This is a genomic window from Pseudomonas sp. KT_2_4, assembly GCF_041410225.1.
Taxonomy (GTDB): domain Bacteria; phylum Pseudomonadota; class Gammaproteobacteria; order Pseudomonadales; family Pseudomonadaceae; genus Aquipseudomonas; species Aquipseudomonas paracarnis.
This window is the reverse complement of the sequence record NZ_CP166962.1, coordinates 316,538-340,135: the sequence shown is the minus strand read 5'-3', so window position 1 is coordinate 340,135 and position 23,598 is coordinate 316,538. Positions and strand designations below refer to the sequence as shown.

Here is a 23,598-nt window from a genome sequence, read left to right as displayed (position 1 = left end):
GCAAAACTATTACAAAACCTGTAGCCCCTATCAGAAGCACACCAATACTTGTGGGAGCTGGCTTGCCTGCGATGCAGGCACCTCGGTGTTGATCGTTCCCACGCTCCGCGTGGGAATGCCGCCTTTGACGCTCCGCGTCCCACCCGCGCAAGGGTGACGCGGAGCGTCACAGGATGCGTTCCCACGCTGGAGCGTGGGAACGATCTGTATCAGGTTTTACGAGTGGCATCGTCCAGCGCCAGGATGGTGTGGGCGTTGGTGACGGTGGTCGCCAGCGTATTGATCACTCCCGAGCGCAACGCCCCTAAGGTCGCCGCCGCCTTGGTGTTCTCACTGGCAATCGCCACCACATCCGGGATGCGAAACAGCTCCTGCACCGTCAACCCGATCACGCGCCCCTGGATGGCGTTGACCGCCGGCTGGCCGTGAATGTCGATAAAGTCATAGCCCATCATGTCGCCCACAGTGCCAGACAGGCGCGCCTGGGCGATTTCCTGGGGCGAGAACCAGCCCATGCGCACCATGTTGCTGTTCTCGCTCATGTCGCCGATGCCGATCAAGGCAATGTCAGCGCGGCGTGCGCGGTCAAGGGTGGAGCGCACCGTGTCGTTGTTGATCAGCACCCCGCGCAGCTCGGGGTTGGCCACCAGCGCTGGGGCGTAGAGGCTTTCACTTTCACCCCCAAAGCGCAGGGCCAGGCGCCGGCAGATGTGGTCAGGGTTCATGTATTCACCGGCCTTGAGCGAACCGCCGATGGCACACACGAAGGTGCAGTTGCGGGTCACCGGCAGAAACACGTTATCGGCCACCGCGCCGACGTTACGCCCCATGCCCACCGCAACGATCATGCCGTCGCCCAGGGTCTTGTTGAGGTAGTTGGCCACCAGGCTGGCGACCGCCGAGCGCTGGGTGTCGGGGTCGCTGTGGTCGACCGCAATCAAGGCGCGGTCGAGCTTGAAGCGCTCCACCAGTGCCCGTTCCAGCTCGTTGTTCATTGCCGGGTGCTGCAGCACGCGCACCTCGACAATCCCTTCATCGCGCGCGCGCTTGAGCAGGCGGCTGACTTTTGCCCGCGACAGGTCAAAACGCTTGGCAATGGCCTCCTGAGTGACGTTCTCAAGGTAATAGAGCATCGCCACTTCGGTCATCTGATCGATATCACTGGCCATGCGCTGGGTACTGTCACTCATGGGGACGGGCTTCCGTTTCGGCGTCAAAGGCGCATTCTCCCGACTCTTGCCCTGCGCCGTCCACTACTGATGCCCATCGCGCTCGATCGCATTGATGCGCTCGACCTTGGCCCCGGACCGCGCCGCTTCGAACTCCGAGGCCAAAAACGCACTGACGATGCTTTTGGCCAACTCCGCACCGATGACCCGCGCACCGATGGAGAGGATTTGCGCATCGTTGCTCTTGCGCGCCCGCTCCGCCGAGTAGGTGTCATGAGCCTGGGCCGCACGGATGCCCAGAACTTTGTTGGCCGAGATGGCCATGCCTATGCCGGTGCCGCATACCAGCACGCCGAGGCGCTGTTGCCCGGCATTGATGGCCGTGGCCACGGCCAAGGCGATGTCCGGGTACAGCACCGGTGCCGTTGAATGCGTACCGAAGTCGGTGACCGGGTACCCCAACGCCTCGATATGGCGCTTCAACAACTCTTTGAGCTCAAAACCTGCTTCATCGCATCCGATAGCCACCGGGAAAGGTGTGTTCATGGCGCCAAACTCCACTGATCAAATGATCACTTAGTGAAATATCTCTCACTCATTTCGCAAGCATTCACCCCTTACTGTCAAGCGAGATTTAACTGACCTGCCAGTCAAAGCCCTATACCAAGGCAATAACCGCGTCAAAGATGAGAATCACACCTTTTAAGTGAAAGAGATTGACTGATCAGAATTTCATTTGATACACATATGATCACAGCGAAACATGACTGTGCGACCTAATAAGAATTCACAGCACGAGGACACGCCGATGGCCACGCCATTACTGCTCCAGGCTGAACATGTCGCCAAGGCTTACGCCGGGGTGCCAGCCCTGCGCGACGGGCGCCTTTCTCTGCGCGCCGGCAGCGTCCACGCCCTGTGCGGCGGCAACGGTGCCGGCAAGTCGACCTTCCTGAGCATCCTGATGGGCATCACCCAGCGTGACGCCGGCAGCATTGTGCTCAACGGCGCACCGGTGCAGTTCAATCGCCCGAGTGAAGCCTTGGCCGCGGGGATCGCAATGATCACCCAGGAGCTCGAACCCATCCCCTACATGACCGTCGCCGAAAACATCTGGCTGGGCCGCGAACCGCGCCGCGCCGGTTGCATCGTCGACAGCAAGGCCCTCAACCGCCGCACCCGCGAACTGCTCGAAAGCCTGGAGTTCGACGTCGACGCCACCAGCCCCATGCACCGCTTGAGCGTGGCGCAGATGCAATTGGTGGAAATCGCCAAGGCGTTCAGCCATGACTGCCAGGTGATGATCATGGACGAGCCCACCTCGGCCATCGGCGAGCGCGAGGCCGAAACCCTGTTCAAGGCGATTCGCCGCCTTACCGCACGCGGTGCCGGCATCGTGTACGTGTCCCATCGACTGAGCGAACTGGCGCAGATCGCCGATGACTACAGCATCTTCCGTGATGGCGCCTTTGTGGAAAGCGGGCGCATGGCCGATATCGACCGCGACCACCTGGTGCGCGGCATTGTCGGCCAGGAACTGACGCGCATCGACCACAAGGTGGGCCGCGAATGCGCGGCCAGCACCTGCCTGCAGGTCGACCACCTGAGCCGCAACGGTGAGTTCCACGACATCAGCCTGCAACTGCGCCGTGGCGAGATCCTCGGCATTTATGGGTTGATGGGCTCCGGGCGCAGTGAATTCCTCAATTGCATCTACGGCCTGACCGTGGCGGATGCCGGCAGCGTTACCTTGCAAGGCAAGCCCATGCCCATCGGGCAGCCCAAGGCGACCATCGACGCCGGCATGTCGCTGGTCACCGAAGACCGCAAGGACAGCGGCCTGGTGCTGACCGGCAGCATCCTGTCGAACATTGCACTGTCGGCCTATAAGCGCTTGTCGAGTTGGTCGCTGATCAACGCACGCAAAGAGGCGCAACTGGCCGAGGAGATGGTCAAGCGCCTGCAGATCAAGACCAGTTCCCTGGAGCTGCCGGTGGCGTCCATGAGCGGCGGCAACCAGCAAAAGGTGGTGCTCGCCAAATGCCTGTCCACGGAACCGGTGTGCCTGCTCTGCGATGAACCCACCCGCGGCATCGACGAAGGCGCCAAACAGGAGATCTACCACCTGCTCGACCAGTTTGTGCGGGCCGGTGGCGCAGCCATTGTGGTGTCGTCAGAAGCACCGGAACTGCTGCACTTGAGCGACCGCATCGCCGTCTTCAAAGGTGGCCGGCTGGTCACTATCAGCACCGACACCGCCCTTTCCCAGGAAGCCTTGTTGAGTCTTGCCTCATGAATGCCAAAACCATCGTTGCCCCCGTTACCGCCGCGCCGCGCAACCGCCTGCGCCTGTCCCTCGACCGCTTCGGCCTGCCGCTGGTGTTTATCCTGCTGTGCGTGGTGATGGCGTTTTCCAGTGAGTACTTCATGACCTGGCGCAACTGGATGGACATCCTGCGCCAGACCTCCATCAACGGCATTCTCGCCGTGGGCATGACCTATGTGATCCTGACCAAGGGTATCGACCTGTCGGTGGGGTCGATCCTGGCGTTCGCCGGGTTGTGCAGCGCCATGGTCGCCACCCAGGGTTATGGCCTGTTGGCGGCGGTCAGCGCAGGGATGTTTGCCGGCGCGATGCTCGGGGTGGTCAATGGTTTCATGATCGCCAACCTGTCGATCCCGCCGTTCGTGGCCACCCTCGGCATGCTCAGCATCGCGCGGGGCATGACCTTTATTCTCAACGACGGCAGCCCGATCACCGACCTGCCCGACGCCTACCTGGCCCTGGGCATCGGCAAGGTCGGCCCGGTGGGCGTGCCGATCATCATCTTCGCCGTGGTCGCGCTTATTTTCTGGATGGTGCTGCGCTACACCACCTACGGCCGTTATGTGTATGCGGTGGGCGGCAATGAAAAAAGCGCACGCACCTCCGGCATTGGCGTGCGCAAGGTGATGTTCTCGGTGTACGTGGTCTCGGGCCTGCTCGCCGGGCTGGCCGGCGTGGTGCTGTCGGCACGCACCACCTCTGCCCTGCCCCAGGCCGGGGTTTCCTATGAGCTGGACGCGATTGCCGCGGTGGTGATCGGCGGCACCAGCCTGTCGGGCGGTACCGGCAGCATTGTCGGCACCTTGTTCGGGGCCCTGTTGATCGGCGTGATCAACAACGGCCTGAACCTGCTCGGCGTGTCCTCCTATTACCAGCAGGTCGCCAAGGGCCTGATCATTGTGTTCGCAGTACTGATCGACGTGTGGCGCAAGAAGAAACGCTGAAGAACGACCCATAACAATAACCGGAGTTCTACTTATGAAACTGGGTACCACCCTGGCCGCCGCGGCGGCCCTCTCCCTGCTCGCCAGCAGTATCGCCCTGGCCGCCGACGGCAAGACCTACAAGATCGGCGCAGCCGTCTATGGCCTCAAGGGGCAGTTCATGCAGAACTGGGTTCGTGAGCTCAAGGAGCATCCGGCCGTCAAGGATGGCACCGTGCAGTTGACCGTGTTCGACGGCAACTACGACGCCCTGACCCAGAACAACCAGATCGAAAATATGGTGACCCAACGCTACGACGCGATTCTGTTCGTGCCGATTGATACCAAGGCCGGCGTCGGCACCGTCAAGGCCGCCATGAGCAACGACGTGGTGGTCATCGCCTCCAATACGAAAGTAGCCGATGCCAGCGTGCCGTATGTGGGTAACGACGACGTGGAAGGCGGCCGCCTGCAGGCCCAGGCCATGGTCGACAAGCTCAACGGCAAGGGCAACGTGGTGATCATCCAAGGCCCGATTGGCCAGTCGGCGCAGATCGACCGGGAAAAAGGCGAGCTGGAAGTGCTGGGCAAACACCCGGACATCAAGATCATCGAAAAGAAAACCGCCAACTGGGACCGCGCCCAGGCCATGACCCTCACCGAAGACTGGCTCAACGCCCACCCCAAGGGCATCAATGGCGTGATCGCCCAGAACGACGACATGGCCCTGGGCGCCGTGCAGGCCTTGAAGTCCCATGGCCTCACCGCCAAGGATGTGCCCGTTACCTCTATCGACGGCATGCCGGATGCGATCCAGGCGGCGAAAAAGGACGAAGTCACCACCTTCCTCCAGGATGCCCAGGCCCAATCCCAAGGCGCACTGGACGTGGCCCTGCGCGCCCTGGCAGGCGAGGACTACAAGCCGCAATCGGTGATCTGGGAGCGCTACGCCAAGGACGTGAAATGGGCCGACGGCACAGCCAAGAACTACATCCTGCCCTGGGTGCCGGTGACCAATGCCAATGCGGATGCGCTGTACAAGCAAGTCAGCGGCGGTAAGTAGTTTGATCGTTCCCACGCTCCGCGTGGGAACGCATCCCGTGACGCTGCGCGTCACTTAACATCGGAACGCAGAGCGTTCCACGCGGCATTCCCACGCAGAGCGTGGGAACGAGGAGTCATTCATGTCTGGTTTCTGGAACCAAGCCTTCGACCTCAGCGGCCGTTGCGCGGTGATCACCGGTGGCGCCGCCGGCATCGGCCTGGCCTGCGCTACCTTGCTGGCGGAACGCGGCGCAAGGGTGGCGCTGCTGGACCGCGATCCGGCCGTGGTCGAGGTGGCCGCCAGCCTGGGTGCCGGGCACCTGGGCATTGCCGTCGACCTCGGGAAGATCGACCAGATACAACCGACCGTCGACAAGGTGTTCGCACATTTCCAGCGCCTGGATTACCTGATCAACAGCGCAGGCGTGGTGCTGCTGGACAAGGCCATCGACGTCAGCGAAAGCGCCTGGGACACCACCTTGGACATCAACCTCAAGGCCAGTTTTTTCATGGCTCAGGCCTGCGCCAGGCACATGATCGCCCAGGGCAGCGGGCGCATCGTCAACCTGGCGTCCCAGGCTGCCGTGATTGGCCTGGACCGTCACGTCGCCTACTGCGCCAGCAAAGCCGCCATCGTCGGCATGACCAAGGTATTGGCCATGGAGTGGGCGCCGCAGATCAACGTCAACGCCATCTCCCCGACCATCGTCGAAACCGCCCTGGGCAAAAAAGCCTGGGCGGGCGAGGTGGGTGAGCGGGCCAAATTGCAGATTCCGGCAGGTCGCTTTGCCCAGCCGGAAGAAATCGCCGGGCTGGCGTTGTACCTGCTCAGTGATGCCGCGCAGATGATCACCGGTGCCAACATGGTGATCGACGGCGGCTACAGCATTCAGTAATTCATCGTTATGTCGTGAGGTTTTGTCATGTCCACCGTCACCGAACGCACACCTGAACAACTCGCCCCGAGCATCCCGAAAACCATGCAGGCTGTGGTCTGCCACGGCCCGGAAGACTACCGCCTGGAAACCGTCGACGTGCCCACCCCCGGCCCCGACGAGATCCTGACCAAAGTCGAGCTGTGCGGCATTTGCATGGGCGATATCAAGACCTATCGCGGCGCGCCGTCGTTCTGGGGCGATGCCGAACAACCGCGCTACGTGAAGCCACCGATGATCCCCGGGCATGAGTTCGTGTGCCGCGTGGTCGCCCTTGGCCCAGGCGCCGAGAAGCGCGGCGTGGCCGTGGGCGACCGGGTGATCTCCGAGCAGATCGTGCCGTGCTGGGGCTGCCGCTTTTGCAACCACGGCCAGTACTGGATGTGCCAAAAGCACGACCTGTATGGCTTCCAGAACAATGTGCAGGGCGCCATGGCCCAATACATGATCTTCACCAAGGAAGGCATCATCCACAAAGTACCGGAATCCATCGCCCCCGATGAAGCGATCCTGATCGAGCCGATGGCCTGCTCGCTGCACGCGGCGGAACGGGCCAATGTCGACCATGACGACATCGTGGTGGTCGCCGGCGCTGGCACCCTGGGCCTGGGCATCATCGGCGCGGTGCGGTTGCGCAACCCTAAAAAACTCATCGTGCTGGACATGAAAACCGAACGCGCCGCCCTCGCCCTGCGCCTGGGCGCCGATGAAGTGTGGAACCCGGCCGAGGTGGATGTGCTGGCGAAAATCCGCGAAATCACCGATGGCTACGGCTGCGACATTTATATCGAAGCCACCGGGCACCACAAGGCGGTGAACCAGGGCCTGGCGATGCTGCGCAAGCTGGGACGCTTTGTCGAATTCAGCGTGTTCAATGACGAGGCCACGGTGGACTGGTCGATCATTGGCGATCGCAAGGAGCTGGATATCCTCGGCTCACACCTGGGACCGTATATGTACCCAAGGGCCATCGACTTTATCGGCAACCGCAAGATCGACATGCGCGACGTGGTGACCCACAAGTTTGCGCTGGCGGATTTCAAGGAAGCGTTTGCAGTGATGGAGCGCGGCGATAAATCGCTCAAGGTTGTGCTCGAACCCTGATCTGAGTAACAACACAAAACCCTGTGGGAGCTGGCTTGCCTGCGATGACGGTGCATCAGTAAAAAATCCCCAGCTGACACACCGCCATCGCAGGCAAGCCAGCTCCCACAGTGGAATAGTGCCGCCCCTTAGAACAAGAACACAGGAACCCGCGTTATGAATCGAGTCATCAACGATCCCGACCAAGTGGTCGAAGACATGCTGCGCGGCATCCTGGTCGCGCACCCCGAGCTGCGCCAGTACGAAAGCAACCCACGGGTCATCGTCAAGGCCAAGCCCTCAGCCCAGGGCCGCGTTGGCATTGTCACCGGCGGCGGCTCCGGGCATGAGCCGGCGTTCCTCGGTTATGTTGGCCCAGGCCTGGTGGATGCGGTGGCCGTTGGCGAGATTTTTTCCTCGCCCACCGCCAAAAGCTTTTTCGACGCCTTCCGCGCTGCCGACCATGGTGCTGGCGTTGCCTGCCTGTATGGCAACTACGCGGGCGACAACATGAACGTGAAGCTGGCGATGAAAATGGCCGCCAGCAAAGACATGCGCATCCGCACGGTGGTCGCCAACGACGACGTGGCGTCCGCGCCCAAGGCCGACATCGCCAAGCGTCGCGGTGTAGCCGGGGAGATCTTCATGTGGAAGATCGGCGGTGCCGCCGCTGCCCAGCATTACGACCTGGACGGCGTGATTCGGGTGGCGCAGAAAACCGTCGACCACTGCCGCTCGATTGGTATCGGCCTTACGCCCTGCACCATCGCCGCGGTGGGCAAGCCGAACTTCCAGATTCCCGACGGGCAGATGGAATTAGGTATTGGCCATCATGGCGAGCCGGGCATCGAAGTCATCCCGATTGAACCGGCCGCCGCCATGGCCAAGCGCATGCTGGCGCCGATCCTCGCCGACCGCGATTTCAGCCAGGACGACAGCGTGGTGGTGCTGGTCTCTGGCCTCGGCGCCACCCCGGTGATGGAGTTGTATATTTTCTACGCCGAGGTGGAAAAACAGCTCAAGGCCAAAGGTTTGAAGATTCACCGTTGCTACGTGGGCAACTACTTCACTTCCCTGGAGATGATGGGCGTGACCTTGACCCTGCTCGGCCTCGACGCCGAGCTGAAAACCCTGATCGACCAACCCTGCCGCTCCATCGGCATGACCCAGGCGGAGTGAACCATGAGCCAGCATTTTTCCACCCATGATGGCAGCGCCATCGTCGCCGACCTGGTCAGCGTGATCGTGGCCAACCGGGAGTACCTCAGCGAAGTCGACGGCGCTATAGGCGATGGCGACCATGGCATCAACATGGCCAAAGGCTTTGCCCATTGCGGCCGCACGATCGAAGGCCGCCAACTGACCCTGGCCGAAGCTCTGGATGAACTGACCCTGAGCCTGATGGAAGGCATCGGCGGCTCCATGGGGCCCTTGTATGGCAGCCTGTTTATCGGCATGGCCGACGAAGTGCGCGGCAGTGAAGACATCGACGCCGCCACCTTCGCCCGCCTGCTGCGCGGCGGCTTGACCTCGCTGCAGGACATCACCGAAGCGGGCGTGGGCGACAAGTGCTTGATGGATACATTGATTCCGGCGGTAGAAGCCTTTGAACGGGCGCAGGCGTCGGGGCGTTCTTTCAGCGATGCGCTCGATGCGATGAAAACGGCCGCCTCCCAAGGACGGGATTCGACCAAGGACCTGGTGGCCAAGATTGGCCGGGCCAGTCGTTTGGGTGAGCGCTCCCTCGGCGTTCTGGATGCCGGGGCCGTGTCGTGCTGCCTGATCCTTACGCAGTTGGCGGACTCGATTAAACCCCGCTTGACCTGACATGACCGAAAACCAATGTGGGAGCGGGCTTGCTCGCGAATGCGGTATATCAGTCAGTAGATTTGCTGGCTGACACTCCGCATTCGCGAGCAAGCCCGCTCCCACAAGGGATTACCTGGTTTTCAGTACTGGCTTACCAGAACCGCTGCTGGGTCAAGCGGCTCCACCAGGTCAACAGCACCCGGTCCACCGAACCGCTGGCCGCCAGGCCCACGCGCTCTTGCAGGCTCTTACGCTCGGCATAGTGCAAGTGGAACACTTCGGCGGTCTTGGCCTTGGTAGCCAGGTATTCGTCGCTGGTTTGCAGCTCATCGACCAGTTGCTTGTCGAGGGCAGCGACGCCCAACCACACTTCACCGGTGGCCACCTCGTCAATCGCCAACTGCGGGCGGTAACGCGAGACGAAGTTCTTGAACAGCTGATGGGTGATGTCCAGGTCTTCCTGGAACTTCTCCCGGCCCTTCTCGGTGTTCTCGCCGAACACTGTGAGCGTGCGCTTGTATTCACCGGCGGTCAGCACTTCAAAGTCGATGTCGTGCTTTTTAAGCAGGCGATTGACGTTGGGCAACTGCGCCACCACGCCAATGGAACCGAGAATGGCGAAGGGTGCACTGATGATCTTCTCGCCGATGCAGGCCATCATGTAGCCGCCGCTGGCCGCCACTTTGTCGATGCACACGGTCAACGGCACGCCGGCCTGGCGGATACGCGCCAGTTGCGAAGAGGCCAGGCCATAGCTGTGCACCATGCCGCCGCCGCTTTCCAGGCGCAGCACCACTTCATCCTTGGGCGTGGCCAGGCTCAGCAGTGCGGTGATTTCATGGCGCAGGCTTTCGGTGGCCGAGGCCTTGATGTCACCGTCGAAATCCAGCACGAACACCCTCGGCTTGGGCTCGGGCTTCTTCTTGTCTTTTTTCTTTTCAGCTTTGCTTTCGGACTTGCGCAGGGCCTTGAGCTGGTCCTTGTCGAGCAGGCTCGACTCCAGGCGCTCGCGCAGGCCCTTGTAGAAATCATTCAGCTTGCTGACCTGCAATTGGCCGGCGGACTTACGACGACCTTTGCTGCGCAGTGCTGCAAAGCTGATCAGTACCACCAGAATAGCGACCACCAGGGTGACGGTCTTCGCCAGAAAGCTCGCGTATTCGGCCAAAAAATCCATATGTCTCCTTAAAAAATGCACTGCGCCGGGCGCGGATGGCCCCAGCATACCGACGCCACTGCGAAGGAGCCAGTGATCAAACCGCCAGCAGGCGGGCTCCAACGCGCTTTTAAAACAAGCGTATGTTTTTTCATTGACAGCTCGCAGGCATCCTCATAACCTCGCCAGACTTTCAACGTACCGGGAAAACGGACGTGGGCAGCATTTATCTGATTCGACATGGCCAGGCCTCCTTCGGTGCAGACGACTATGACGTCCTCTCGCCCGTTGGCGTGGAACAAGCGCAAGTGCTCGGTCGCCACCTGGCAGACCTGGGCATTGCGTTTGACCGCTGCATCGCCGGCGACCTGCGTCGCCAGCAGCACACTGCCAGCGCCACGTTCGATCAGTACAGCGCCTTGGGCTTGCCGGTTCCGGCGCTGGAAACAGATAGCGCGTTCAACGAGTTCGACGGCGAAGCGATCATTCGCGGCCTGTTGCCCGACCTGCTCAGCAGTGAACCGGATGCCGTGCACATCCTGCGCAACGGCCCGCAGAACCGCAGCGAGTTCCAACGCATTTTCGCCCTGATCATCGAGCGCTGGCTGGCCGGCACCTATGACCCACCAGGGCTGGAAAGCTGGCTGGGGTTTGTCGAGCGGGTCCAGGGTGGCTTGCAGCGTATCCTGGAAGCCGCGAACCACACCGACAAAATCGCCGTATTCACCTCCGGCGGCACCATCACCGCCCTGCTTCACCTGATTACCCGAATGCCTGCCGCCCAGGCCTTCGAAATGAACTGGCAAATTGTTAACACCTCGCTCAACCAACTCAAGTTCCGTGGTCGCGAGGTGGCACTGGCTTCCTTCAACAGTCACGCCCACTTGCAACTGTTGAAGGCGCCGCAGCTCATCACTTTCCGATGAACTGTGGCCAACCGTGACCCCAAGGTCACTGGACTCTACCCTTAAGGATCGAAACCATGACTGACGTAGCTAAAGCCGTAGAAGCAATGAAAGCCAAATTCAACCCAAGCGCTGCCGAAGGCTTGGACCTGGTGTTCGGTTTCCGTATCGACGACACCAAGAATTTCTCGCTGGTGGTCAAGGACAAGACCTGCGAACTCAAAGAAGGCGAAAACCCTGACGCTCAGGTCACCCTGGTGATGGACAGCGAGACCCTGGAAGGCATCGTCGACGGCTCCACCGACGGCATGCAGGCGTTCATGGGCGGCAAGCTGCGCACCGAAGGCGACATGATGCTGGCGATGAAGCTGAGCGAGCTGTTCCCTTCCTGATTCACAGGTAACCCTGAATCTCTGTGGGAGCGGGCTTGCTCGCGAATGCGCAGTGTCAGCTAAATGCATCAGGCACTGAACCACCGCATTCGCGAGCAAGCCCGCTCCCACATTTGGTTTGTGGATTGCTCAGGGTTTTGGTTGTAACAGTAACGCCACCAACGCGCTCCACCCGGTCTGGTGTGAAGCCCCCAGCCCTCGCCCTGTCTCTCCATGAAAATACTCATGGAACAACACCAGGTCACGACTGGCCGGGTCCTCCTGCAACTGTGCATAGCCCGCCATCGACGGCCGCACCCCGTTTTCATCTCTTAGAAACAACCGCGTCAGCCGCTCGCTGAGGCTGTCAGCCACCTCCTCCAGAGACGCCAGATACCCACTGCCCGCCGGGTACTCCACGGAAAAGTTATCGGCGTAGTAGCGGTGAAACTCGCGCAACGATTCAATCAGCATGTAATTGACCGGCATCCACAGTGGCCCGCGCCAATTGGAGTTGCCACCGTACAAGCGTGAGTCGGACTCACCGGGCTGGTAACTGGCACACAAGGTGTCGCCATTCATCTTCAACGCCAGGGGCTGCTCGGCGAACGCCTTGGACAGGGCGCGCACGCCAAAGGCCGACAAGAACTCCTGATCATCCAGCATGCGCCGCAGCAAATCCTTGGTGCGTTCACCGCGCAGCAGCGCCAGCAACAGGCGGTTGCCCTGCCCCGGTTCGGTCCAGCGCGAAACCAGCTTGGCCAGGTCCGGCCGATGATGCATAAAGCCCAGCAGGCGCTCGCGCAAGCCCTCCAAGCCTTCATGCTCGCGCTGCTCCAGCACCAGCACCGCGAACAGCGGCATTAACCCGACGATGGAGCGCAGGCGCACCGGCTCGCTCTGGCCATCAGGGCGGTGCAGCACGTCATAGAAAAACTGGTCCTGCTCATCCCACAAGCCTTCGGCGCTGTCATCGACGCGGTTGATAGCGCCGGCGATGTAGAGGAAATGCTCGAAAAACTTCACAGCAATATCCACGTACACCCCATTACGCTTGGCCAGCTCCAGGCCGATGCGCATCAGGTCCAAGGCATAGGCCGCCACCCAGGCGGTGCCGTCGGCCTGGTCCAACTGGTAACCCGTCGGCAACGGGGCCGAGCGGTCGAACAAGGCGATATTGTCCAGGCCCAGAAAACCGCCCTGGAACAGGTTGCGGCCCTCGGCGTCCTTGCGGTTGACCCACCAAGAAAAATTCAACAGCAGCTTGTGAAAGATCCGCTCCAGGAAATCCATATCGCCCACGCCGGTCAGCGCCTTGTCCTGCTGATATACGCGCCAGCTGGCCCAGGCATGCACGGGCGGGTTGGCGTCGTCAAAGCGCCATTCGTAGGCCGGCAATTGGCCGTTGGGGTGCATGAAGCGGTCCTTTACCAGCAACAACAACTGTTGCTTGGCGTAACCAGGGTCGATCAGCGCGATGGCCACCGCCTGGAAGCCTTGATCCCAGGAGGCGTACCACGGGTATTCCCAGGTGTCTGGCATCGACAGGATGTCGAAGTTGCACAGGTGCCGCCAATGAGTATTGCGGATATGCAGGCGCTCGGGCGGTGGAGCGGGCTGGGCCGGGTCGCCGTCAAGCCACTGGTTCACGTCGAAATAGTACAGCTGCTTGGACCACAGCAGGCCGGCCAGGGCCTGGCGTTGTACAGTGCGCGCATCGTCATCGGCAAGGCCCTGTTGCAACACCGAGTAGAAGTCATCGGCCTCCTGGCGGCGCTGTTCGAACAGTTTGCGCGCATTGACATCGGGCGCGCCCACCGGCGCAAAACGCAGGTAAAGGGTTTTGCTTTCCTGGCCTGCCAGCTCAAGGGTGAAATGCGCGGCCACCTTGGTACCGGCGTCCCGGCGAACGGCCGACTCAACCGCGCCCACCACGTAATCGTTAATGCCATCCTTGAATGGCCCCGGCGCCGGTTGCCCGTCCAGTTTGGGCCGATTGGTTTGGTTTTCGCAGAACAGCCACTGCAACCCGTCCTGGCCCCAGGCACTGAGGTGGCGATCATCGAGTTCATGATGAAGCGCCAGAATCCGCTCGCCGTCCAGCCTCAAGCTGGGCTTGGGTGCATCGAAGGTCCAGCTCCAGTCATTACGCGCCCAGAGCTGGGGCAGCACCTGCAGGCGTGTGGGTTGGTCCGAACGGTTATGCACGGTGACGCGCATGAAAATATCGTCGGGTTGATGCTTGGCGTATTCGACACTGACATCGCAGTAATGGTTATCTGCAAACACACCGGTATCAAGGATTTCATACTCGGCATCATCCAGCCCACGACGGGCGTTTTCGGCGATCAGGTCAGCGTAGGGAAAGGCCGCATGGGGGTATTTGTAGAGCATGCGCATGTAGGCATGGCTCGGTACGCCATCGACGAAAAAGTACAGCTCCTTGACGTCTTCACCGTGGTTGCCTTCGGCGTTGTCGAGGCCGAACAGACGCTCCTTGAGGATTGCATCGCGCTCGTTCCACAGCGCCAGGCCCAGGCACCAGCGTTGGGCCTTGTCACTGAAACCGGCCAACCCGTCCTCGCCCCATCGATAGGCGCGGCTGCGAGCGTGTTCATGAGGGAAGTAGGCCCAGGCGTCACCGTCGGCGCTGTAGTCTTCGCGTACCGTGCCCCACTGGCGTTCACTCAGGTACGGCCCCCACTCGCGCCAACGTTCGGCGTGTTGCGTTGCCAGGCGCTGGCCTTCAATGGTGCCCAGCAGGTTGGTTGCGGGTTTGGCCGTCATCGGGTCCTCCTTCACCTACACAGTGAGGCGCAGTGTAGAGCGCAATGACGCCCGCATGCACATGAAGACTTGGACGCAAGGTCAACTCATTCATTTGCAGAATGAAGTCCAGAGGAATCTTCGTTTGCAAGCCGGCCGGCCGCTCAACAAAATCGGGCAAAGGCCACGATCATCGCTCCAGTCATCAGGAATTTTTCTATGCACGCCACCGCCCATGTCAGCCCCGACGAGATCCGCAAGGGCTTTTCCAAGGCCATGTCCGACATGTATCGAGATGAAGTGCCCTTGTACGGCGCGCTGCTTGAGCTGGTGGCCCAGACCAATGCCCGCGTGCTCGACAGCGAACCGGGCCTGGCGCATCAACTGCAACGTACCGGCGAAATCCAGCGCCTGGACATGGAACGCCACGGCGCCATCCGCCTGGGCACCGCTGCGGAACTGGCAACCATCAGCCGTTTATTCGCGGTGATGGGCATGCAACCGGTGGGCTACTACGACCTCACCCCCGCTGGCGTGCCTGTTCACTCCACCGCCTTTCGCGCCGTGCATGAACATGCGCTGCAAACCAGCCCGTTTCGCGTGTTCACCTCATTGCTGCGCCTGGAACTGATCGAAAACCCCGACCTGCGTGCCTTCGCCGAAAGCGCCCTGGCCAAACGCTCGATCTTTACCGCCGAGGCGTTGGCATTGATCGACCAGGCAGAGACCCAAGGCGGCTTGAATGCCAGCGATGCCGAGGCCTTTATCCGCCAGGCCCTGGAGACGTTCCGCTGGCACCACACTGCCACGGTCACCGGCGCCCAATATCAGCAACTGAGCGACCAGCACCGCCTGATCGCCGACGTCGTCGCGTTCAAAGGCCCGCACATCAACCACCTGACGCCACGCACCCTGGACATAGACCAGGTGCAGGCGGCGATGCCTGGCAAAGGCATCACCCCCAAAGCCGTGATCGAAGGCCCACCTCGGCGCCAGTGCCCGATCCTGCTACGCCAGACCAGCTTCAAGGCCTTGGACGAACCCATCGCCTTCACCGATGCCCACGGCAGCCACAGCGCGCGCTTCGGCGAAATCGAACAACGCGGCGTCGCGCTTACGCCTAAAGGTCGCGCCCTGTACGACCAACTGCTGAACGCCGCCCGCGACGAACTCGGCACATTCCCCAATGAAGCCAACGCCGAACGCTATGTGCAATTGATGGAACAGCACTTCCATGCCTTCCCCGATAACTACCCGCAAATGCGTGAGCAGGGCTTGGCGTATTTTCGCTACTTCGTCACCGACAAGGGCTTGGCGGCACGCGGCCAGGTAGACCAGCCACGCACGTTGCAGACGCTGGTCAACGCCGGTCATGTGGCGGTGGAACCGCTGGTGTACGAGGATTTTCTGCCGGTCAGTGCGGCGGGAATCTTCCAGTCAAACCTGGGGGATGGGGCGCAGAGTCACTACGCGGGCAACTCCAACCGGGCAGCCTTCGAGCAGGCGCTGGGGCGCAGCACGATTGATGAGCTGCAGTTGTATGAGCAGACGCAGCAGCGTTCCATGGATATATGTGTTGAAACGCTGTTGAAATGACTGGATGCAAGACCGAACGCCAAGCGTCACGGCCTTGACGGTAACCACGATGCGAAGCGAGTCGCTCTTGATCTGCTTTTGATCTTGATCTTAGGCGCCCCGTTAAACCACGCTGGCCGGAATTCGACAGGGATTTGGGGGTAAACCGGCAGGGATGCCGGTTTAGCCGCCCCGCGCCATGGATGGCGCGTGGCGGCGACCCCCCCAAATCCCTGGCGGATTACGGGCACACCGAGCCTAGGCGAGGTGCCGAGTGGTGGGGCAAGAGCGTTTTGCTAACTTTTGTCTGGGCCGGCATTCCGGCTTTTCAAAAGTGAGCCGCTGTAAAAGCGGAACCCTAAGTGGCCGTTACCGCAGGAATGGATATGTACCCGGTCCAACTGTGTTGACTGTCAGGCCGTCATCGCAGGCAAGCCAGCTCCCACAGTTTGATTGTGGGGTGTCAGGTGGATAGGCGTCGGCTGGGAGGCCGTCTTCGCAGGCAAGCCAACTCCCACATTGGATTGTGGGGTGTCAGGTGAATAGGCGTCGGCTGGGAGGCCGCCATCGCAGGCAAGCCCGCTCCCACAGGCAGCATTTGCAGCCGACCGATTCGGCCCTGTGTTGCATGAATTCTGAGGATGCCCACCCGGCTCAAACAACGCAATCCTTGCGCCGCAACAAGCCCCAGAGCCGAGTGGACGGGGCGCATCATAAGGAGTGAAACGGCATTTGTCCTCCAGACAATTCTGAACAAATGTGCACATTCCAAGTGTGTGGCGAGGGATTGCCTAACCCAGCCGCCCCACAATTTCGTCTTTGACCAATAGCCGTTTCTTCTTCAGCTTTTCCACATCCTCATCGCTGGCACTGGCTTTTTCCGCTTTTAGCACCTCAGCGTCGGCGTCGTCGTATTGAGTGAGCAGCGCATCCAACCGTTTGTCCTGCGCCCTGCGTTCGTGAACAACTTCCTTGCTCAACCCCAAGTCCTGATACAGGTCGTGTTTCACTGGCATGGCGTACCTCCACAGATTGATCGATGGTCTACGCCCTTGAAGCTAGCCCATTCCAACAGCTCTTGTCATGTTTGAGGCCAACAACGTCCCGTTCGTCGCGGCGCAAGCGATGGGATCAAACCTTTGCCCCGCCCCGCCCTCCACTGTAGATCGCCACCCCAGGGAGAACGGTTTTATGAATCACGTTGCCACTGCTGCCGACACCCAATGCATCAACACCCTACGCACCCTGGCCATGGATGCCGTGCAGAAGGCCAATTCGGGGCACCCGGGTACGCCCATGGGCCTGGCGCCGGTGGGTTATACGTTGTGGAGTCGCTTCCTGCGTTATCACCCCGAGCATCCTGACTGGCCCAACCGTGACCGTTTTGTGCTGTCGGTAGGGCATGCCTCGATGCTGCTGTATTCGCTGTTGCACCTGGCCGGCGTGGTGGAAATCGATGCCCATGGCCAGCGCTCGGGCGAGCCGGCCGTCAGCCTGGACGACATCAAGCAGTTCCGGCAGATCGGCTCCAAGACCCCAGGCCATCCCGAGTACCGCATGACCACGGGCGTGGAAACTACCACCGGGCCGCTGGGCCAGGGCTGCGCCAACAGCGTGGGCATGGCCATGGCCGAGCGTTGGCTGGGCCAGCGCTTCAACCGCGACGGCCAGGTGCTGTTTGACTACGACGTCTACACCCTGTGCGGTGATGGCGACATGATGGAGGGCATCAGCAGCGAAGCCGCGTCCCTGGCCGGGCACTTGAAGCTCGATAACCTGTGCTGGATCTATGACAACAACACCATCAGCATCGAGGGCCACACTGAGCTGGCGTTCAGTGAAGACGTAATCCAACGCTTCCAGGCTTATGGCTGGCACACCGTGCATGTCACCGACGCCAATGACTTGCAGGCCTTGAGCGTGGCGCTGGAAACCTTCAAGGCCAACACCGGCGCCCCCACCTTGATCGTGGTGGACAGCGTGATCGGCTACGGCTCACCGCACAAACACAACACCGCTGCGGCCCATGGCGAGCCACTGGGAGAGGACGAGATTCGCCTGACCAAGGCCGCCTATGGCTGGCCGCAGGATTCAAGTTTTCTCGTGCCCGAAGAGGCCCGCACACTGTTGCGCGATGCCCTTTACGAACGCGCCGAGCCGCTGTACGCCGAGTGGAACCAGACCCTCGCCGCCCTCGACCCGCAACGGGCCGATGAGCTGCAACGCATGCGCGCCGGGGAGATGCCCGAGCAATGGCAAGCACACCTGCCCAGCTTTGCCGCCGATGCCAAAGGCGTCGCCAGCCGTGCTTCGGGCGGCGAGGTATTGAATGCCTTCGCCCAACAAATTCCATGGCTGCTGGGCGGTTCGGCAGACCTGTCGCCCTCGACCAAGACCAACCTCACCTTCGACGGTGCCGGGCGTTTCAGCGCGGGTGACTACGGCGGGCGCAACCTGCACTTCGGTATCCGCGAACACGCCATGGGCGCAATTGCCAACGGCATGGCGCTGTCCTACCTGCGCCCGTACACCTCGACCTTCCTGGTGTTCAGCGACTACATGAAACCGCCAATCCGCCTGGCGGCGATCATGGAATTGCCGGTGATCTTCGTGTTTACCCATGACTCCATCGGCGTAGGCGAAGACGGGCCCACCCACCAGCCCATCGAACACCTGACCCAACTGCGTGCCACGCCGGGGCTGTTGACGCTACGGCCGGGCGATGCGAATGAAACCCTTGAGCTGTGGAAGGTGGCGCTGGCACAAACCCATCGGCCCAGCTGTATGGTGTTATCGCGCCAGGCATTGCCGACCCTCGACCGCAACCACTTTGCCGCAGCTTCCGGCGCGGCCAAAGGTGCGTATGTGTTGGCCGACGCGGATCAACCGGAGGTCATCTTGATCGCCACCGGCAGCGAAGTGGGCCTGGCGGTGGCCGCCTATGAGCAGCTCAAAGACCAAGGCATTGGCGCTCGCGTGGTGTCGATGCCCAGTTGGGAGCTGTTTGAAGACCAGGATCAAGCCTACCGCGACAGCGTCCTGCCGCCTGCGGTAAAAGCCCGTGTAGTGGTGGAGCAGGCAGGGCCCTTGGGGTGGGACCGCTACGTCGGGCAGACCGGCGCCAAAGTGGTGATGAACAGCTTCGGCGCCTCGGCACCGCTGGCCAAGTTGCAGGAGAAGTTCGGGTTTACCGTGGAGAATGTGGTGAAGCTGGCCAAAGAGCAGATCCAGCACAACCTCACTGACTAACACGGGGCTTAATGGGGGAGCGGGCTTGCCCCTCCCACATGTTGGGCATCAGCCCCCGTTAGGTCAGTGATTGGGCTAGATAAGGTGCGGTGCGGCTGTGTTTGCTCTTGGCAACCTTGTGGGGCGTGCCGCACGCCACTACCGTTCCGCCCAGGTCCCCTGCCCCCGGGCCGATATCAATCACCCAGTCACTCTGGGCCACCACGCGCATTTCATGCTCCACCACAACCACCGTATGCCCCGCCTCCACCAAGTGATTCAACTGGCTGAGCAAACGATCGACGTCCTTGGGGTGCAAGCCGGTGGTCGGTTCGTCCAAGACATACAAGGTGGCGCCCCGGGCGTTACGTTGCAGTTCAGTAGCGAGCTTGATGCGTTGGGCTTCGCCGCCGGACAGCTCGGTAGCCGGCTGCCCCAGGCGCAGATAACCCAGGCCGATATCGCGCAGCACGACTAACGAGCGCAGGATGCCCGGTTGCTCGGCGAACACCTGCACCGCCTGCTCCACCGTCAGCCCCAGCACCTGGGCGATATTCAAGCCCTGCCATTTGATCGCCAGGGTGTCGGGGTTATAGCGCGCGCCGTGGCAGGTCGGGCATGGCGCGTACACGCTGGGCATGAACAGCAACTCGACGCTGACAAAACCTTCACCCTCACAGTTCGGGCAACGGCCCTTGGCGACATTGAAGGAGAACTGCCCGGCATCGTAATTGCGCTTTTTGGCCGCTGGCGTGGCGGCGAACAGTTTGCGCACGTTGTCGAACAGCCCGGTGTAGGTCGCCAGGTTGGAGCGCGGCGTGCGGCCGATGGGCTTCTGGTCCACCTGCACCAGGCGCTGGATGTGCTCCAGCCCGGCGCTGATGCGCCCGCCACTGGCTTGCGGTGCAGCATCTTCCAGGCTCGGTTCGTCGTCGCTTTCCAGCACACGCCCCAGGCCCGTGCCCACCAGCTCCAGCAGCGCCTGGCTGACCAGGCTGGACTTGCCCGAGCCGGAAATACCGGTCACCGCGGTGAAACAGCCCAGCGGGAAATCCACGTTCAAATCTTTCAGGTTATTTCGCGTCACGCCTGTGAGCTTCAGCCACCCGGCCGGCTCGCGGCTTGGCGCATTGGCCGGGCGAGGTGGGGCAAACAGGTATTCGCGGGTCTGCGAGGCCTCGACGTCCGCCAACCCTGCGGGCGGCCCGCTGTACAGCACTTGCCCGCCATGTTCGCCGGCAGCCGGGCCCACGTCGATCAGCCAGTCGGCGCGGCGCATGGTTTCCAGGTCATGTTCCACCACAAACAGCGAATTGCCCGCGGCCTTCAAACGATCAAGCGCGGTGAACAATGCTTCGCCATCCGCCGGGTGCAGGCCCGCCGAAGGCTCATCGAGCACATAAATAACACCGAACAACTGCGAGCCTAATTGGGTAGCCAAGCGCAGACGCTGCAGTTCCCCGGACGACAGGGTCGGCGTGCTGCGCTCCAGGGACAGATAGCCCAGGCCCAGTTCGATCAAGGTGTTGACCCGTTCGAGCAGGTCCTGGGCGATGCGTTGGGCCGCCAGGCGTTTTTCCACCGACAGCTTCATCCTGTCCTGTCCCGCGGCCACCGGCCGCAGCAACTCGGCCAATTGCGCCAAAGACAGCTGCGACAGCTCACCGATATCCACCCCGGCAAACTTCACCGACAGCGCCGCCTGGTTCAGGCGTTTGCCCTCGCACAATGGGCAGGCACTGCCTTGCATGAACTGCGACACGCGCTTTTTCATCAGCGCGCTTTGGGTGTGGGCGAAGGTGTGCAGGATATAGCGCCGGGCGCCGCTGAAGGTGCCTTGGTAACTGGGCTCCAACTTGCGTTTCAACGCCTCGCGGGTCTGCTGCGGGGTGAAGCCGGCGTACACCGGTACGGTGGGGGTTTCTTCGGTGAACAGGATCCAGTCGCGCTGCTTTTTCGGCAGCTCGCGCCACGGGATGTCCACGTCATAACCCAGGGTCACGAGGATGTCGCGCAGGTTCTGGCGCTGCCACGCCAACGGCCAGGACGCCACTGCACGCTGGCGGATGGTCAACGACGGATCAGGCACCATCAGCGCTTCGGTCACTTCATACACGCGGCCCAGGCCGTGGCATTGCGGGCACGCGCCCTGGGGCAGGTTCGGCGAGAAGTCCTCGGCGTACAACATAGCCTGCCCTTTCGGATAACGGCCGGCGCGGGAATAGAGCATGCGGATCAAGCTCGACAAAGTGGTGACACTGCCCACCGACGAGCGCGCACTGGGTGTACCGCGTTGCTGTTGCAGGGCCACGGCAGGCGGCAAGCCTTCGATGCTGTCTACATCCGGCACGCCGACCTGGTCGATCAAGCGCCGCGCATAGGGCGCCACCGATTCGAAATAGCGGCGCTGGGCCTCGGCATACACTGTGGAAAACGCCAGGGACGATTTGCCGGAGCCAGACACGCCGGTAAACACCACCAGGGCGTCCCGGGGAATATCCACATCGACATTACGCAAGTTATGTTCACGGGCGCCACGCACCCTGACAAAGCCCGCTTGCCGGGCGGTGAGCGGTGGGATGTTGCGCGGTGATGTCATGGGCAACCTTGTCTTGCGCTTAGCACCCTGCGCACGCGTTGGGTCAGGGCATCGGGGCTGTAGGGTTTGCTCAGCAGGTGGATATCGGCGCTGAGCAGATGATTGGAAGACAGAATGTCGCGGGTATGGCCTGAGGTAAACAGCACCGGCACCGGCGGGTTCTGCGCGCGGGCCCAGGTGGCCAGGTCGGTGCTCTTGACCCGACCGGGCATCACCACATCGGTGAAGATCAGGTCCGGCGACACGCCGCGCTGCAACACTTGCATCGCGCGGTCGCCATCCTCGGCAATCAGTACGGTATAGCCCGACTGCTGCAGCAACTCGACCACCGTCAGGCGTACGCCTTCATTGTCCTCGACCACCAGGATGGTTTCCTGGCCGCCGCCTTGCAGGTCCGCATCACTGTAGTCGTCGAAGCATTCAGGCTCCAGGCAGTGGGGGAAATACATCTGCACCACCGAGCCCTTGCCCTCCTCACTCCACATGTCCACGTGCCCGCCACTTTGGCGCACAAAACCGAACACCATGCTCAACCCCAGGCCGGTGCCGTGGCCTTCGCGCTTGGTGGTAAAGAAGGGTTCGAATGCGCGCTTGAGGGTCGCCTCGGACATGCCCACGCCGGTGTCGGCCACTGCCAGGCGCACGTACTCGCCGGGCTTGATGCTTTTACCGATGCAATCGTCCGGGTTGAGGATGACGTTTTCTCCGGTGATACGAATCACACCCTCGCCCTGCATGGCATCGCGGGCGTTGATCGCCAGGTTGAGCAGCGCGTTTTCCAGCTGGTTGCGGTCGACATTGATGCACCAGGAGTCCTGGGGCAGTTGCACGTCGATATGAATGGTTTCCCCCAACGCCCGTTGCAACAACTCGCCCAGGCCAGCGTAGATGCGCTGCGGGTTGTACACCGCCGGAGACAAGGGCTGGCGACGCGCAAAGGCCAGCAGTTGCGACGACAGCTTGGCCCCACGTTCCACGGCGGCGATGGCCGCGGTGACGCGACGTTGCACCTGGGGGTTGTCCGGTTCATGCCTGGCGAGCAAATGCAGGTTGCCGGCGATCACTTGCAGCAAGTTATTGAAGTCATGGGCCACGCCCCCGGTCAGGCCGCCAATCGCTTCCAGCTTCTGTGACTGGCGCAACTGGTCTTCTGCGGCCGACCGCGCCTGCACTTCAGCGGCTACGCGTTGCTCCAGATTATGGGTGAGCTCCTGGCGCACCCGCTCGGACTTCACCAGTTCGGTGGTTTCCACCACAATCGCCAGCACCCCGGCCGGCTGTTGGTTGTCCCCGGCCACGGGGCTGTAATAGAGGTCCAGCCATACGCTTTCCGGTTGGCTGTGACGCGATAGCACCAGCTCCTTGTTATTGAACGACAAGGTGCCGCCCGCCAGGCACGTATCCACCACATGCCGATTGAACTCGGCCACCTCCGGCCAGCCCAGTTCGACCGGAGTGCCCAAGAGGTAGGGATGGCGCCCGCCGGCAAATGCCGAATAGCTGTCGTTGTAGATCATGTACCCTGCCCGCCCCCACAGCATCACCATCGGCACGGGTGAGGCGAGCATCATTTGCACGGTGCAAGCCAGGCTCGTGGACCACTGATCCAAGGGGCCAAGGTCGGTACTTGACCAGTCAAACGTGCGAATCCGCTGGGCCATTTCGCCGGCCCAGCCTTCACAGCCATGGGGGTTGGATAAAAATTGCAT

Annotated in this window: 18 protein-coding genes; 11 read left to right on the top strand and 7 right to left on the bottom strand. The window is 61.6% G+C overall.

Annotation, left to right across the window (positions count from 1 at the left end; genetic code table 11):
• Positions 1 to 209 precede the first annotated feature (209 nt).
• Together AB9N64_RS01575 and rpiB are read right to left on the bottom strand one after the other, a co-directional pair.
• Positions 210 to 1,190 carry a sugar-binding transcriptional regulator gene (locus AB9N64_RS01575; protein ID WP_003191835.1) on the bottom strand — a complete coding sequence of 327 codons (981 nt, stop codon included), beginning with the start codon at positions 1,188 to 1,190 and terminating at the stop codon, positions 210 to 212.
• A 63-nt stretch (positions 1,191 to 1,253) separates the two neighbouring features.
• A complete protein-coding gene (gene rpiB, locus AB9N64_RS01570) occupies positions 1,254 to 1,715 on the bottom strand; it encodes a ribose 5-phosphate isomerase B (protein WP_019817614.1) in 462 nt (153 codons plus the stop codon).
• A gap of 262 nt (positions 1,716 to 1,977) precedes the next feature.
• On the opposite strand from rpiB, the gene AB9N64_RS01565 reads away from it, so the two are divergent.
• The 7 genes from AB9N64_RS01565 (at position 1,978) to dhaL (ending at position 9,307) form a co-directional block, all read left to right on the top strand.
• Complete coding sequence (locus AB9N64_RS01565) at positions 1,978 to 3,465, top strand: sugar ABC transporter ATP-binding protein (protein ID WP_060767524.1); 1,488 nt, start codon at positions 1,978 to 1,980, stop codon at positions 3,463 to 3,465.
• Positions 3,462 to 4,439: an ABC transporter permease gene (locus AB9N64_RS01560; RefSeq protein WP_014718193.1), complete on the top strand. Its 978-nt coding sequence runs from the start codon at positions 3,462 to 3,464 to the stop codon at positions 4,437 to 4,439. Before AB9N64_RS01565 ends, AB9N64_RS01560 begins: the two co-directional genes overlap by 4 nt.
• A 34-nt stretch (positions 4,440 to 4,473) precedes the next feature.
• Positions 4,474 to 5,481, top strand: coding sequence for a substrate-binding domain-containing protein (locus AB9N64_RS01555; protein WP_014718192.1), 1,008 nt, complete (start codon positions 4,474 to 4,476; stop codon positions 5,479 to 5,481).
• A gap of 121 nt (positions 5,482 to 5,602) precedes the next feature.
• Positions 5,603 to 6,358 carry an SDR family oxidoreductase gene (locus tag AB9N64_RS01550; protein WP_371359907.1) on the top strand — a complete coding sequence of 252 codons (756 nt, stop codon included), beginning with the start codon at positions 5,603 to 5,605 and terminating at the stop codon, positions 6,356 to 6,358.
• A 27-nt stretch (positions 6,359 to 6,385) separates the two neighbouring features.
• Positions 6,386 to 7,501 carry an alcohol dehydrogenase catalytic domain-containing protein gene (locus AB9N64_RS01545; protein ID WP_371359906.1) on the top strand — a complete coding sequence of 372 codons (1,116 nt, stop codon included), beginning with the start codon at positions 6,386 to 6,388 and terminating at the stop codon, positions 7,499 to 7,501.
• A gap of 156 nt (positions 7,502 to 7,657) precedes the next feature.
• Positions 7,658 to 8,659 carry a dihydroxyacetone kinase subunit DhaK gene (locus AB9N64_RS01540; RefSeq protein WP_072434463.1) on the top strand — a complete coding sequence of 334 codons (1,002 nt, stop codon included), beginning with the start codon at positions 7,658 to 7,660 and terminating at the stop codon, positions 8,657 to 8,659.
• Positions 8,660 to 8,662: 3 nt separating this feature from the next.
• Positions 8,663 to 9,307 carry a dihydroxyacetone kinase subunit DhaL gene (gene dhaL / locus AB9N64_RS01535; RefSeq protein ID WP_019817619.1) on the top strand — a complete coding sequence of 215 codons (645 nt, stop codon included), beginning with the start codon at positions 8,663 to 8,665 and terminating at the stop codon, positions 9,305 to 9,307.
• 133 nt (positions 9,308 to 9,440) lie between these two features.
• Here dhaL and sohB read toward each other — a convergent pair whose 3' ends face one another.
• On the bottom strand, positions 9,441 to 10,466 hold the full coding sequence (sohB, locus tag AB9N64_RS01530) for a protease SohB (protein ID WP_014718187.1): 1,026 nt from the start codon (positions 10,464 to 10,466) through the stop codon (positions 9,441 to 9,443).
• Between the two features lie 194 nt (positions 10,467 to 10,660).
• On the opposite strand from sohB, the gene AB9N64_RS01525 reads away from it, so the two are divergent.
• The gene (locus tag AB9N64_RS01525; protein ID WP_014718186.1) at positions 10,661 to 11,371 is read left to right on the top strand and encodes a histidine phosphatase family protein; all 711 of its coding nucleotides are present in this window, start codon (positions 10,661 to 10,663) and stop codon (positions 11,369 to 11,371) included.
• A 56-nt stretch (positions 11,372 to 11,427) separates the two neighbouring features.
• Positions 11,428 to 11,742 (top strand): SCP2 sterol-binding domain-containing protein, encoded by a 315-nt coding sequence (locus tag AB9N64_RS01520; RefSeq protein ID WP_014718185.1) that lies wholly within the window; start codon positions 11,428 to 11,430, stop codon positions 11,740 to 11,742.
• A 129-nt stretch (positions 11,743 to 11,871) separates the two neighbouring features.
• On the opposite strand, the gene AB9N64_RS01515 is transcribed toward AB9N64_RS01520, so the two are convergent.
• The gene (locus AB9N64_RS01515) at positions 11,872 to 14,508 is read right to left on the bottom strand and encodes a glucosidase (protein WP_371359905.1); all 2,637 of its coding nucleotides are present in this window, start codon (positions 14,506 to 14,508) and stop codon (positions 11,872 to 11,874) included.
• Between the two features lie 198 nt (positions 14,509 to 14,706).
• On the opposite strand from AB9N64_RS01515, the gene AB9N64_RS01510 reads away from it, so the two are divergent.
• On the top strand, positions 14,707 to 16,083 hold the full coding sequence (locus AB9N64_RS01510) for a VOC family protein (protein ID WP_014718183.1): 1,377 nt from the start codon (positions 14,707 to 14,709) through the stop codon (positions 16,081 to 16,083).
• 770 nt (positions 16,084 to 16,853) lie between these two features.
• Here AB9N64_RS01510 and AB9N64_RS01505 read toward each other — a convergent pair.
• Positions 16,854 to 17,078, bottom strand: coding sequence for a DUF465 domain-containing protein (locus AB9N64_RS01505; RefSeq protein ID WP_014718181.1), 225 nt, complete (start codon positions 17,076 to 17,078; stop codon positions 16,854 to 16,856).
• Between the two features lie 175 nt (positions 17,079 to 17,253).
• Here AB9N64_RS01505 and tkt point away from each other — a divergent pair, with 175 nt between their 5' ends.
• A complete protein-coding gene (tkt, locus tag AB9N64_RS01500) occupies positions 17,254 to 19,311 on the top strand; it encodes a transketolase (protein ID WP_014718180.1) in 2,058 nt (685 codons plus the stop codon).
• A 58-nt stretch (positions 19,312 to 19,369) separates the two neighbouring features.
• Here the strand turns inward: tkt and uvrA are convergent, their stop codons facing one another.
• Complete coding sequence (uvrA, locus tag AB9N64_RS01495; protein ID WP_371359904.1) at positions 19,370 to 21,889, bottom strand: excinuclease ABC subunit UvrA; 2,520 nt, start codon at positions 21,887 to 21,889, stop codon at positions 19,370 to 19,372.
• Positions 21,886 to 23,598 (bottom strand): ATP-binding protein, encoded by a 1,713-nt coding sequence (locus tag AB9N64_RS01490; RefSeq protein ID WP_014718178.1) that lies wholly within the window; start codon positions 23,596 to 23,598, stop codon positions 21,886 to 21,888. The genes uvrA and AB9N64_RS01490 overlap by 4 nt, the downstream gene beginning before the upstream one ends.